The organism is Paraburkholderia kirstenboschensis (genome assembly GCF_032806925.1).
Lineage (GTDB): Bacteria > Pseudomonadota > Gammaproteobacteria > Burkholderiales > Burkholderiaceae > Paraburkholderia > Paraburkholderia kirstenboschensis.
Map to the genome: position 1 here is coordinate 2,027,538 of NZ_CP136512.1, position 13,358 is coordinate 2,040,895.

10 protein-coding genes and 1 pseudogene are annotated in these 13,358 nt (G+C 63.9%); 5 read left to right on the plus strand and 6 right to left on the minus strand.

Features of this window, described 5'->3' with window-relative positions; translation table 11 throughout:
* Window positions 1-14: 14 nt before the first annotated feature.
* The gene (locus RW095_RS18000; RefSeq protein WP_128591674.1) at window positions 15-1,307 is read right to left on the minus strand and encodes an aspartate carbamoyltransferase; all 1,293 of its coding nucleotides are present in this window, start codon (window positions 1,305-1,307) and stop codon (window positions 15-17) included.
* A gap of 420 nt (window positions 1,308-1,727) precedes the next feature.
* Between RW095_RS18000 and dapA the strand changes: the two genes are divergently transcribed.
* The 4 genes from dapA to RW095_RS18020 all read left to right on the plus strand — a co-directional run bounded on the left by dapA (window position 1,728) and on the right by RW095_RS18020 (window position 4,698).
* Complete coding sequence (gene dapA, locus RW095_RS18005; protein ID WP_317017335.1) at window positions 1,728-2,627, plus strand: 4-hydroxy-tetrahydrodipicolinate synthase; 900 nt, start codon at window positions 1,728-1,730, stop codon at window positions 2,625-2,627.
* A 211-nt stretch (window positions 2,628-2,838) separates the two neighbouring features.
* Entirely contained in the window at window positions 2,839-3,816 is a 978-nt protein-coding gene (locus RW095_RS18010; protein WP_317019880.1) for a M23 family metallopeptidase, read from the plus strand.
* Window positions 3,809-4,219: a hypothetical protein gene (locus RW095_RS18015; RefSeq protein WP_317017337.1), complete on the plus strand. Its 411-nt coding sequence runs from the start codon at window positions 3,809-3,811 to the stop codon at window positions 4,217-4,219. Before RW095_RS18010 ends, RW095_RS18015 begins: the two co-directional genes overlap by 8 nt.
* 56 nt (window positions 4,220-4,275) lie before the next feature.
* Window positions 4,276-4,698 carry a bactofilin family protein gene (locus tag RW095_RS18020; protein ID WP_317017338.1) on the plus strand — a complete coding sequence of 141 codons (423 nt, stop codon included), beginning with the start codon at window positions 4,276-4,278 and terminating at the stop codon, window positions 4,696-4,698.
* A 40-nt stretch (window positions 4,699-4,738) separates the two neighbouring features.
* Here RW095_RS18020 and RW095_RS18025 read toward each other — a convergent pair.
* The 3 genes and pseudogenes from RW095_RS18025 to RW095_RS18035 all read right to left on the minus strand — a co-directional run bounded on the left by RW095_RS18025 (window position 4,739) and on the right by RW095_RS18035 (window position 9,650).
* Window positions 4,739-6,816: pseudogene (locus RW095_RS18025) on the minus strand (putative bifunctional diguanylate cyclase/phosphodiesterase).
* Window positions 6,817-6,963: 147 nt separating this feature from the next.
* Window positions 6,964-9,186 (minus strand): xanthine dehydrogenase family protein molybdopterin-binding subunit, encoded by a 2,223-nt coding sequence (locus RW095_RS18030; protein ID WP_317017340.1) that lies wholly within the window; start codon window positions 9,184-9,186, stop codon window positions 6,964-6,966.
* A gap of 2 nt (window positions 9,187-9,188) precedes the next feature.
* Window positions 9,189-9,650 (minus strand): (2Fe-2S)-binding protein, encoded by a 462-nt coding sequence (locus RW095_RS18035; RefSeq protein ID WP_317017341.1) that lies wholly within the window; start codon window positions 9,648-9,650, stop codon window positions 9,189-9,191.
* A 186-nt stretch (window positions 9,651-9,836) separates the two neighbouring features.
* Between RW095_RS18035 and RW095_RS18040 the strand changes: the two genes are divergently transcribed.
* Window positions 9,837-10,781, plus strand: coding sequence for an AraC family transcriptional regulator (locus RW095_RS18040; RefSeq protein WP_317017343.1), 945 nt, complete (start codon window positions 9,837-9,839; stop codon window positions 10,779-10,781).
* Window positions 10,782-10,805: 24 nt separating this feature from the next.
* On the opposite strand, the gene RW095_RS18045 is transcribed toward RW095_RS18040, so the two are convergent.
* Window positions 10,806-11,261, minus strand: coding sequence for a RidA family protein (locus RW095_RS18045; protein ID WP_317017344.1), 456 nt, complete (start codon window positions 11,259-11,261; stop codon window positions 10,806-10,808).
* 240 nt (window positions 11,262-11,501) lie between these two features.
* Entirely contained in the window at window positions 11,502-12,839 is a 1,338-nt protein-coding gene (gene oxlT / locus RW095_RS18050) for an oxalate/formate MFS antiporter (RefSeq protein ID WP_317017346.1), read from the minus strand.
* Window positions 12,840-13,358 lie beyond the last annotated feature (519 nt).

A 13,358-nucleotide genomic window follows, 5' to 3' on the forward strand; every position in this document is an offset into this window, starting at 1 on the left:
ATTTGCCGGCTGCTTCAGTCGATGCCGTGAAACACCGCGTCGTCGGGGCCGAGGTATGCGGGCGGGCGCCAGGCAGCGTCGCGCATGGAATGCTGAACCAGCTTTTCGACGCCGAGCAGCACCGCGAAGATCGCCATCCGCACTGGAATGCCGTTATCGGTTTGCCGGAAAATGGCGAGCCGCGAGTCGTGATTGAGGTCGACGCTCAGATCGTTCGCGCCCGGCCGGCTGTCGCGCGGCAGCGGGTGCATGATGAGCGTATCGCTGCCACACACGCTGTCTACTAACGCCTGATTGATCTGGAAGTCGGGTGTGTAGCCTTCGAACGATTCGTCGGTGAAGCGTTCTTTCTGGATGCGCGTGGCGTACACCACGTCGGCGCCGCGCAGTCCGGTTGGCAGGTCGTGAGTCTGTTCGATCACATGCCCGTTGCGCGAAATCTGCTCGATGATATAGCCCGGCATTTCGAGCATGGGCGGCGAGATCAGCGTGAATTTGATGCCGCGATACAGCGCCAGCAGTTTGACCAGCGAATGCACGGTGCGCCCGTATTTCAGATCGCCGACGAGCGCGATATGCGCCCCGTCGACAATCTTGCCGAGCCGCGAGAACTCCCGCTGAATGGTGTACAGATCGAGCAGCGCCTGGCTCGGATGTTCGCCGGGGCCGTCGCCGCCGTTGATCACAGGCACATTGGTCGCGCGCGCGAATTCGGCCACCGAGCCTTGCTCGGGATGACGGATCACGAGTGCGTCGACGTAGCCGCTCATTACGCGGCTCGTGTCGTAGATCGACTCGCCCTTCGCCATGGAAGAAAACGTGAAACCGGTGGTATCGCACACGGAACCGCCAAGCCGGCAGAACGCCGCGCCGAAGCTCACGCGAGTCCGCGTACTTGCCTCGAAGAAGAGATTGCCGAGCACCGCGCCTTCGAGCACGCGCGAGATTTTGCGGCGCCGTGCGATGGGCTGCATGATGTCCGCGACGCGAAACAAAGCCTCCACCGAGTCGCGCGAGAACTGGTCGACCGACAGCAACTGCGGCTTGCCTTCCCACAGCATCTGGCTCGCCAGCGACTGCGAATCTACGCTTTGCGTATACTTCTCGCCGGGCTCGCCGTGCACCACGATTTCCGACACGAAGCGCTCGACGATCTCCGGCATCGCCCGCGATTCCTGCGAGTCGTCGGGCAAAAGCCACGTATCCAGCGCCCGGCGAGAGACGCCGATGCGGCCCGCGAAGGTCTCGCGGGTCATGTTCAGGCGGCGCATGGCGTCGCGAAGGAAGGCTTGTTGCGGGACGCTCATGAAGGCACCTGTGGGAGAATGTCTGCGCCGGATATACGCGGTGCGTATATTAGTTCGCCTATCGTAGAAGTCAAGCCATTTTGGGATGCGCTTTGCCAATCCGCGGCGGGCGCGGTTACACTGCGCTTCATGCTCCTTGGCCAAACACTCCGACTCTGCTCGTCGACCGCGACCCGGTCCGCTTTCGCAAGCGTTGCGAATGCGCGCGCGCGCCGTTCGCTCTTTGCCGCGCGCAACGGCGAGCAACTGAGCCCTGAGTTCAGCGCCAAAGCCAAAAAACAGCCGCTCATCTGACCGGAGCACGCTGTTCCGTCAGATGCGACGGAACAGCGGATCAAGCGCTTCGGCGGTCCTTCCTGTCTTTCTCCTTCGCACGCTGCCGGAATCGATACGGTCGCTCATCGACGTAAGAGGAAAGACATGTCCATTTTTTCGGGTATCTGGGTTCCGCTCATCACGCCTTTCGCCGACGGCGCGGTCGATCACGCCGCGCTGCGCGCGCTCGTGCACCGCTATGCCGACGCGGGCATAGCCGGCATTGTCGCGTTAGGCACGACCGGTGAACCGGCCGCGCTCGACGCCGCCGAGCAGGACGCCGTGCTCGCAACGATCCTCGACGCGGCGCAAGCGGGCCGCGCGGGTGCCGACGCATGCGCCGAAGTCAGGCCGGCATTGCCCGTGGTCGTCGGCGTGTCCGGCAATAACACGCAGAGCATGCGCGAGCGCATCGGCCAACTGAATTCGCTGCCTATCGCTGGCCTGCTGATGGCCGCGCCTTATTACATCAGGCCGTCGCAGGCCGGCATCGTCAGCCACTTCACGGCACTTGCGGATGCGAGCGAAAAGCCAATCGTGCTCTACGACATTCCGTATCGAACCGGTGTGCGGCTCGAACTGGACACGCTAATGACGCTTGCCGCGCATCCGCGGATCCAGGCGGTGAAAGATTGCGCGGGCTCGCTCGACACCACGCTCGCGCTGATTCACGACGGTCGCTTGCAAGTGCTTGCAGGCGAAGATGTGCAGATGTTCAACACGCTGTGCGTGGGCGGCAGTGGAGCAATTGCCGCGTCCGCGCATGTGCGGCCTGAACGGTTCGTCGCGCTGTATCGCGCGCTCGGGGCCGGCGCGCTGGAGGAGGCGCGGCGCATTTTCCACACGCTCGTGCCGCTGATCCACGCGCTGTTCGCGGAACCGAATCCCGCGCCGGTCAAAGCGCTGCTCGCTTCGCAAGGCCTGATACGCGACGAACTTCGCCTGCCGATGACGCGCGCGAGCGAAAAGTTGGCGGAGCGCCTCGCCGCATTGGAAAGGGCCTGAGGGAGGCGGGCCGCCGCGGACAGCGTATTTGAGATGCTTCTTGCGGCGGCAAGGCGATAATCGGCGCCCTCTATCGATTACCGCCGCGGCATCTGCCCGGTCGATGCCGAATGCAGTCAGTTGAGTTCGCCCGTTTCATGTCCGCTTTACATTCGACGCTAGCGTGCGGTGTGCGGCGCCATGCGTGCATTTTGCGGCTGGGGACGCGCTGATGTTGTCCGTGTTTCGCCCACGCACTCGGCTCGCGAGCGGTTCCGTCGGCCTGGTCACCCGCCGTTTTGCGTTGACGCGCGCGCTCGGCGCCGCCGGTGCGGCCGCGGCTCTTGCATTGCTGGCGGGCATCGCGATCGGCATGTACTGGTCCGCGCGCGATACGTCCGGAATGCAGACCGCGAACCGCATCGAGCGCGATTATGCAATCGACCAGCTTGGTAAGCTCAGCGCGTCGATGGCGCAAATCGAACCGCGCATCGCGCGCCTCAGCGCGCAAGTCGGTGCGTTGCGCGATTTCGAAGCGCGTCTGAATACACCGCGCTCAGCGCCGGTTGCGCAGGGCGCGCCGGTTACCGCATCGCCGGCTTCGAGCGGCGATGCCGACGCAACCGACAGCGAAGGCGAGGGCGGCCCCTCTCTGCCGCCGCGCCGGTGCAGCGGCGTCATCCGGCACCTCGGTGCGCGCGTCGATGCAAAACGCACTGGCGAACAGATCGATTGCATCGCCGCCACGCTGGGCGCGCTCGAACGGCAGACCGCCGCGCACGCCATGGCTTATGCCGCGTTTCCCGGCCGCATGCCCGCTGGCGGCGCGCGTTTCGGTTCGCCGTTCGGCAACCGCGTCGATCCCTTCACGCATCGGCTGAGTTTTCATCCGGGCCTCGACCTGGTCGCCAGAACCGGAACGCCGATACTGGCCGCGGCAGGCGGCCGCGTGGTGCTCGCGGGCGAAAAGTCCGGCTATGGCAACGTGGTCGAAATAGATCACGGCAACGGACTCACGACGCGCTACGGCCACGCGTCGCGCGTCGTCGTGCAGGTCGGCGATCTGGTGCTGCCGCGCGAATATATCGCCGACGTCGGATCGACCGGACGCTCGACCGGTCCGCATCTGCACTTCGAAGTGCTGGTCAACGGCGCGCCCGTCGATCCCGCGGCCTATCTCGCGCTTTTCGCCCCTGCTTCTCATGGCTGATCCCATTCTTTCCCGCGACGCCGACGCTCTGACGCGTCGCGCGTACACGCTTGCGCCGGTGCGTTCTGTGCGTTTTCGCATCGCCGCCTGGGCGCTTGTTTGCGCGCTCAGTGCGCTCGCCGGCGGCGCTGCCGTGGTCATCGGCGAGGCGCGCCGTGCGGGTAGGCCGCTCACGCAATGCCTTCCGGCTGCCGTCGATAGAAGCGCCGAGCAGATCGAGTTGGCTCGCGCGCGCCTTGCTTTAGCGCAGGAGTCGGCGGCGCGCGCGGCAGTACAGAAAACGGCCGATAGCGCCGCTGCCGACGTCGCGCGGCTCAACGACGAATTGCAGTTCCTGCGCGGCCAGAAGAGAACGGCGCCGATCATGCAGACGCACGCGCAGACGGCCACGACTCGCCGCTAGGCGCCGGCGCCGCATTGCCTGAGCCACGCGACACACACCAACTTTCCGGAGTACTTATGTTCAGCAAGAAAAAAGCCGCGGGCATCCGGCAAACGAAGCTCGCCACGCTGATCGCGCACGACGTGCGCATCGTGGGCGATCTTCAGTTCACCGACGGACTGCGCCTCGACGGCCACGTGAAGGGCAATGTCAGCGGCGAGCCCGGCAGCCAGACGCTGCTCGTGCTGAGCGACCGGGGATCGATCGAAGGCAACGTGCACGGTTACGACGTGATGGTCAACGGCAAGATAGTCGGCGACGTGATTGCCGACCACTTCGTCGAGTTGCAGGCCAATGCGCATGTGACGGGCAACATCTACTATCAGCAATTGCGCATGGATTGCGGCGCGTCGGTGGACGGCAAGCTCACGCGGCGCGACCTGGCTCAGGCGCCGGCAGCGCTTACGTCGATGGGCGACGTCGCGCGTGACTTGATCTGATCTGACTACGGCAGCAACCGACGTTGCGCCGGTTGGCCGTTCAGCAGACGTCCGCCGTCACCGCGGTTCCGCGCAGGAAATCGCCGAAGTCGTCCGCGGTCAGCGGCTTGCCGAGCAGGAAGCCTTGCATTTCGTCGCACCGCATTGCCTTGAGCATGTGCAGTTGCGACTCGGTTTCGACGCCTTCGGCCACCACATCCATTTCCAGCGAATGCGCGAGTGCGATGATCGCCGAAACGATCGCGCTGCCTTCGGCGCCGTGCGCGTCGAGACCGTTGGTGAAGAAGCGGTCGATCTTCAGTTGCTTCACGCGAAACCGTTGCAGATACGCGAGGCTGGAATAGCCGGTGCCGAAATCGTCGATTGCGATTTCGAAACCGCTTGCCTGGAATTCCCGAAGCATCTCGATGGTTCGGGGCGCGTCATGCATTGCCACCGTTTCGGTGATCTCGAACATGATCTGTTCGCATCTGACGCCCTCTGCCTTCACGATATCGAGCATGGTCGGCACGAGATCCGCCTGCAATAGCTGGCGCGGTGACAGATTGATCGCCACCTTGACGGGCGGCAGGCCTTGCGCCGCCCAGCGGCGAATCTGCAGGCACGCCTCGCGCAATACCCAGTAGCCGATCTGCACGATCTGCCCGGAGCGCTCTGCGATCGGAATGAATTCGAGCGGCGCAAGCGTGCCGAGTTGCGGATGATGCAAACGGATCAGCGCTTCAGCGCCCGCAAGCGACTCGCTCTTGCCGTCGAATTTGGGCTGGAAGTGCAGCGTGAAATGACCCTCGGCCAACGCCTCGCGCAACGCGTTCTGAATCTGCAGCGTGCGCGTCGCGGCTTCGTTCATGCTCCGTTCGAAGAAGCGATAGGTGCTGCGGCCGGCGCGCTTCGCTTCGTACATCGCGGCGTCCGCGTGCTTGAGCAGCGTGTCGACGGTGTCGCCGTCCTCGGGAAACAATGCAATGCCGATGCTTGGCATCACCTGAAGCGGTTGTGAGTCGGCCCATGTATCGCGCCGCATACGCTCGAGCACACCTTCTGCGAGCGCGGCCGCGTCGTTGCGCGAAGCCAGGTTCTCGGACAGCACCACGAATTCGTCGCCGCCGAGGCGCGCGACGGTGTCGCCGGCGCGCACGCAAACCAGCAAGCGTTGCGCGAACGCGGACAGTACCTGGTCGCCGGCCGAGTGGCCGAGTGAATCGTTGATCGTCTTGAAGCCATCGAGATCCATGAAGAGGATCGCGAAGAGCGACCGTTGCCGGCGCGAGGCATGAATCGCTCTCTCGATGCGCTCGGTCAGCGTGGCGCGGTTCGGCAATCCGGTCAGCGTGTCGAGCGTGGCGAGGCGCAGGATCTGCCCGTTGAGCTTCGACACCGCGCCGACGAGGAAGCTCGTGCGTGCATCGAAACGCGACAGCAGCAACGTGACGATCAGTATCGCGAACGTGAACAGGATCACCGAAGTGGCGAGCCATGCGGCATTCACGCCGGCCGCCGCGCCGCAGATCGCGCCTGGCGCGAACTCGGCGGCCGCCATGCCGGCGTAATGCATGCCGCTGATCGCAACGCCCATTGCGAGCGCTGCGCCAAAGCGCTTGCGCGCCACGTGTCGTGCGTCGTCGTTACTGAGCGCGCGCGCCATCCACAGCGCGGCCGTGGAAGCGCCAACGGCAATCGCGAGCGAGGCAGCGAACCAGGCCGGTTGATAGCTGATGCCGGGCGACATGCGCAAAGCGGCCATTCCGCTGTAGTGCATGCCGGCGATGCCCGCGCCCATGAAGGCGCCGCCTCCCAGCAGGCGCGCGGCCGTGAGCCGTGCCTGAGTGGTCAGGCAGAGCGCGAGATACGACGCGCCCACAGCCAGTGCAAGCGAATAGGCCGTGTCCGCGAAATCGTAGCCGAGCGGAATGGGCAGCGAAAATGCCAGCATGGCCACGAAGTGCATCGACCAGATGCCGACGCCGAGCGCCGCCGCGCCGCCCATGCGCCAGACGTGCCGCAACCGCGGCGAAGCCAGCAAGAAGATGCGGCCGGTGAGGTCGAGTGCCGTGTACGACGCAAGCGTCGCCACGACAAACGACATTGCCCTAGCCAGGGGTTGTATGAGCTCTGCATGTGAAGTCCAACCGCAACGGAAAAGCGGCTGAACCTGTTATCGACACATCGGGACGTTTATTGAATTATTTTCAATATGTTAGTGACGGTGTCGTGCTCCGGCAGCGAGGCTTCCGGCCGGAAAGCCGGTAGCCCCGCGAGTGCCTGTCAGACGGTTTTCCCCGCAGCGCTCGGGAATGGCAAGTCGTAAAGCCGTTTGCCCGTGGCTGCGAAAATTGCGTTCGCAACCGCCGGCCCGACAGGCGCGACACCCGGCTCGCCGACGCCCGTCGGCGCTTCGCCCGACTGCACGATATGCACTTCGACCTTCGGCATTTCGGCGATTCGCAGCACCTGATAAGCGTCGAAATTGTTTTGCTCGACCTTGCCGTCTTTCAGCGTAATCGCGCTGTGCAACGCCGCGCCGAGGCCAAAACCGATCCCGCCTTCCATCTGTGCAGCAATCACGTCCGGATTGATCGGCGTGCCGCAATCCACCGCACAGACAACGCGCTCCACTTTCACGTTGCCGTCCGGATCGACGGAAACCTCGGCCACTTGCGCGACGAACGTCTTGAACGCTTCGGCGACGGCGATGCCGCGCCCGCGGCCTTTGGGCAACGGTTTGGCCGGGTCCCAGCCGGCTTTCTGCGCGGCGAGTTCGAGCACGGCACGCATGCGCGGTTCGTGCGCGAGCAGATCTCGGCGGAAAGCGAACGGGTCCTTGCCTGCGGCGTGCGCGGCCTCGTCGATGAACGCCTCGACCGCGAATGCCGTGTGCGAGCTGCCGACCACGCGCCACCACAGCACCGGCACACCGGTCTGCGTGGTCGTCAGTTCGACCGAGATGTTCGGAATCGCGTAGGCCAGGTTGGCGGCACCCTCGACCGAGGTCGCGTCGATCCCATTCTTGACCATGACGCTCGCGAACGGTGTGTCGCCGAGGATCGACTGGCCGACAATCCGGTGCCGCCAGCCGACGAGCTTGCCGTCCGCTGTCAGCCCCGCGTCCAGCTTGTGGAAGTACATGGGCCGATAGAGGCCGCCGTGGATGTCGTCCTCGCGGGTCCATTGCAGCTTGACCGGCGTGCCGTTCGCGCCCAGCGCGCGGGCGATCGACACGGCCTCGACGATATAGTCCGAGCGCGTATTCGCACGCCGCCCGAAGCTGCCGCCCGCGTACAGCGTGTGAATCTTCACCTGCTGCGGGTCGAGCCCGGCCGTGCGCGCGGCATTGGCCTGGTCAACGGTCTGGAACTGATCGCCGGCCCAGATCTCACAGCTGTCGGCGGTGAGTTTGACGACCGCGTCGAGCGGCTCCATCGGCGCGTGAGCGAGATACGGGAACGAGTACGATGCGGAAATTTTCTTCGCCGCGCCTGAGAGCGCCTGCTCCGCATTGCCGTCCTTGCGGGCGGTTGCGCCCGGCTGCTCGGCGAGCCGCCGGTATTCGGCCATGATCGCGTCCGAGCTGCGCTTTTCCGCCTTTGAATCGTCCCATTCGATCTTCAGCGCATCGCGGCCCTGTTTCGCCGCCCAGAAGCCCTTTGCGACCACCGCGACGCCGCCCGGCACCTGCACGACCGACACGACGCCGGGCACTGCCTTCGCCGCCGACGCATCGAACGACCTGACCGTCGCACCGAAGAGCGGCGGACGCTGCAGTAGCGCGACCAGCATGCCGGGAAACGTGACGTCGAGTGTGAACTGCGCGGTGCCGTCGGTTTTCGGCGGCACGTCGACGCGCGGCAACTGATGGCCGATCAAGCGGAAATCCTTCGGCGATTTGAGCGCAACCTTCTGCGGCACCGGCAGCCGTGCAGCGGCCGACGCGAGGGAGCCGTAGGTTGCGCTGCGGTTCGTGGCCGCGTGGTGCACGCTGCCGTCGCGCGTCACGAGTTCCGTTGCGGGGACCTTCCACTGTGCGGCGGCGGCCGAGACCAGCATTGCACGCGCTTTCGCACCGGCTTCGCGCAGTTGCATCCACGAGTTCGCCATTGCCGAGCTGCCGCCCGTGCCCTGCATCGTGCCGAAGGCCAGATTCGCGTAGCGCTTTGCGTCGGCGGGCGCACTCTCGACACGTACGTCCTGCCAGTTCGCGTCCAGTTCTTCGGCGACGATGGTCGCGATACCGGTGTACGCGCCCTGGCCCATCTCGACGTGCTTCGCGACGACGGTCACGCTGTTGTCAGGCGCGACGCGCAGAAAGGCGTTGGGTGCAAACGTCGCGTCGGGCATCGTGGCGGCGAGCGCGCGGCGGCCCATGCCCGCCCACTCGAAGCCGATGGTGAGGCCGATGTTCGCGCCGACTGCAGCGACGGCGCCGGCTGCTTTGAGAAAGGTCCGGCGCGACGGGCGGACTGCGTCCTTGAGATCAGATCCGGTCGTCATGGTCAGGCCTTCAGGGTGGCGGCTGCTTCGTGGACGGCCGCGCGTATCCGGGTGTAGGTTGCGCAGCGGCACAGATTGCCGTTCATTGCGGCGTCGATATCGGCGTCGGTAGGCGTGGCGTTGTGTTCGAGCAAGGCGGTGGCCGACATGATCTGTCCGGACTGGCAGTATCCGCACTGCGGCACCTGCAACTTGACCCATGCGGCCTGGATCGCCTTCGCGGGCCGGCTTTCGATACCTTCGATGGTCGTGATGCGCTTGCCCGCGACGGCGGCGAGCGGCAGCACGCACGAACGCGTGGCCTCGCCCTCGAGATGAACCGTGCAGGCGCCGCATTGCGCCATGCCGCAGCCGAACTTGGTGCCGTGCAGGCCGGCGTTCTCGCGAATTGCCCAGAGGAGCGGCGTGGTGGGATCGGCGTCGAGCGTGACGTTCTTGCCGTTCAGGACAAACGATGTGGACATGGAACCTCTCCGGTGGGGAAAGCCCGAACTTGGCGCCGGGTGTACGCGGCAGTGTGACCGACGGCTTGCCGTTCCGCTTACACAATCCTGCAAAAATATTGAACAATTCTGCAAATCGAACGAGCCGGACGTGGCAGTCTGGCAGCGGTTGAGTATGCTCGCTTCCGTCAACGGAGTTCAATGCACATGAATCTGGCTTCTTCCGGGATGGATCCCTCGGCGTCGCGCGAAGCGGCACGCCGCGAACTGGCCGCGCTCGTCAGCCGGTTCGCCCCAGTCGACGGCGCGCACCAGACTGCGATTCCGTCTCTGGCTTTCTACCGGTACTCGGCGCCCGCCGATCTCGGCTGCGGCGTGACGAACTCCGCATTCGTGTTCGCGGCGCAAGGGGCCAAGCGGGTCGTGGTCGCGGGGCAGGCTTACGACTACGATCATCTGCATTGCCTCGTGACGTCCGTCGATCTGCCGATGACATCGCAGGTCACGCGAGCGTCGTCCGAAGCGCCTTATCTATGCGTGAAGCTCACGCTCGATCCACAGTGCATTGCGGAACTGGCGACGCAGTTGTCTCTGCCGGAGCCGGGGGCGGTGTCGGCGGGCGAGGGCATCGCCGTGGGCTCTCTATCGGAACCGGTTTTCGACGCGGCGCTGCGACTCGTGCGATTGCTCGATACTCCGGGTGACATTCCTGTTCTCGCGCCGCTCGTCGAAAAGGAGCTGCTCTACCGGTTGATGACGAGCGAGCAGGGCAAGCGGCTGCGACACATCGCCGTAAATGGGAGTCAGACCTACCGGATCGCGCGCGCGATCGAGTGGATCCAGAATCACTACACCGAGATCTTGCGGGTCGAGATGCTGGCGCAAGAGGTGAACATGAGCGTGTCGTCGTTCCATCATCACTTCAAGAACGTCACGACGCTGAGTCCGCTGCAGTATCAGAAGCAACTGCGGCTTCACGAAGCTCGAAAGCTGCTGCTTGGACAGAAGGGAGATGTCGGGTCGGTGGCTGTCAGGGTCGGGTATGACAGCCCCTCGCAGTTCAGCCGCGAATATAGCCGGCTGTTCGGGGCGCCTCCACTTCGCGATGTGGTGCAGTTAAGACGTCGCAATGGGGTGGGATATGGCGAGTAGTTTCTTACGTGTGCCGGCTCATGTTCACCGCTTCAACTCGAAGATGCTGTCGATCTCGACGGGGATGCCCATTGGCAACGTGTGCACGCCAAGGGCGCTGCGAGCCGGAAGCTTGCTCTGACCAAACAACGTCAACAGAAGGTCGCTCGCGCCATTGGCCACTTGCGGATGTTGCGTGAACGATTGTTCAGCGCGCACGTAGACAGTGAGTCGGCTGCATCTGTCGACATTGTCGAGCCCGCATGCCTGATCGACGCAGGCCAGGATCATCAGCATCGTCAGGCGTGCCGCGTGCTGAGCCCTTTCGAGAGACATATCGCCGCCGACTATCCCGACCATCGGCTTGCCATCCTCGAACGGACCGAGACCGGAGACATAGAGCTGACTGCCTGAAACGGACACCGTTCGATAGGAGCCGAGCGGGTTGATCGGCTGCGGCAATTGGAGCCCCAGCTGCGCGAGGCGTTCGGATACGTTCATGTGTGGCTCACGGTAGTGTGGAGTGACGATAGAGGCGACTGCGAGATGCGCTTCAGCTGTCCGTCGAACGTCAGGCTACAGCGCGCCTTTTCCGGTGAACACCGGCAGTCACTCATTTATTCCCGTGCGTGTTCAGTCATATCGGTCGTGCGGATCGGGAGATCGTACTCCCGCATTCCCGGACACGCAGTCGCCGCTGTGCGGCGATGCGGCCCGTTCGATTAACACTGATAACACTGATCAGCCACCGTCGGCCGAGACGCGCGCCGATTCGCTTATCAATGCGCCGCTATAAGCGCTCTCGCTCGCCGGACTCGCGTGACGCGCCGCGTGCGCGCGCCGCATTGGCTTCAGCACGAAGAGCGCGAGCAGCGCGGCTGCTGCCGCCATGCCGGACGCAAGCATGAAGACGGCATGCCAGTTGCCGGTTGCTGCCGTAATGACGCTGGTGAACGGCACGAGCAGCGCAGCCGTGCCTTTTGCGGTATAGAGCAGGCCCGCATTCGTAGCCGCGAATTTCGGTCCATACGTATCGCCGCACGTGGCGGGGAACAGGCTGTAGATTTCGCCCCACGCGAAGAACACGATGCCGGTCAGCACGACGAATGCCACAGGACTCTGGCCGTATTTCGACAGCGCCAGAATGCCGACCGCTTCGATCGCGAATGCGATGAACATCGTATTCTCCCGGCCGATGCGATCCGAGATCCAGCCGAAGAACGGCCGCGTCAAACCGTTCAGCACGCGATCGATCGTCAATGCGAAAGTCAGCGCCGGCAACGTCAACCCGAGCAACGAAACCGGAGAATCGTGCAGGCCGAAGTCTTTCGCGATCGGTCCGAGTTGCGCGGTAGCCATCAGGCCGCCCGCAGCCATCATCACGAACATCAGGTACATCACCCAGAACACCGGCGAGCTCACCACTTCGCGCGGCGTGGCGTTGTAGACCACGCGCTTGATCGTGCTTTTTGCGGTGGCGAGCAAACTGGCCGGCGGCGCGAGCAAGGCGAGCCCGAGCAGGACGACGATGATGCCCTGGCCGAGGCCGAACGACAGGAAGGTCGCTTCGTACCCACTGCTCTTGATCATGTTGGAGATCGGAATGACAGTGGCCGCGGACCCCGCACCGAAACCGGCTGCGGTGATTCCCGCTGCAAGGCCGCGACGAGTAGGGAACCACTTGAGCGCATTGCCCACGCAGGTGCCGTAGACCGCGCCCGCGCCGACGCCGCCGATGGCCGCCGCGATGTAGAGCAACGGCAGCGACGACGCCACCGAATTCAGCACCCACGCAATCGCGCATAGCAGGCCGCCACCGACTACAACCGGGCGCGGCCCGTACTTGTCGACCAGATAACCTTCAACGGGCACCAGCCATGTTTCAGTCACGACGAAGATCGTGAACGCGACCTGAATCGCCGCGCGGCCCCATTGATATTTTTCGTTGATCGGATTGACGAACAAGGTCCAGCCGTACTGCATGTTGGCGATCATCGCCATGCAGATCACACCGAATACGAGTTGCACCCACGGCGACGCTACCCACGACGACGCTCCTTCCTGATGATCCGTTTTCATCACTGTCTCCTTTGGTATGCCTTGTCTTGTGATTGCGGACGAGCAGCTCCGCGGCCGACCTTTTAGATGTCGTGAAAGCGTTGGTCGAACCGATACAGTATGTGATATATCAAGTAAGTCAAGCGAAAGAATACGGACTTGATCCGGCGTCTTTCCTGATATGAAAGGGATTTGAAGGAATGGCGGGGACTCATGCAGATGAGTCAAAAAAAGCCCGCCGGCAAGGCCGGCGGGCAGAGGGCATGCGGCGAGACAAGGCCGTTCGCCGCACGTCCTGATTTTATAGTTGAAAGTGTTATGTAAAGTTAGTTTTTTGTTTGTAGGGATCTCGAGAGTGTGCGGTACTCGTCAGACGCGATACCCAATCTCGCTGCACAGCAGCCATTCGGACTGCCCGCTGATGATCGCAGATGGACGAGGCGCGCCATCCCGGCCATCTGGCGGGCGGTGTGCCCGCGCTGTTCATCGTCGCCGCGGCGCTCGCGTTGTTCACGCCGCGAGGCGACAAAGCGCGCTCGC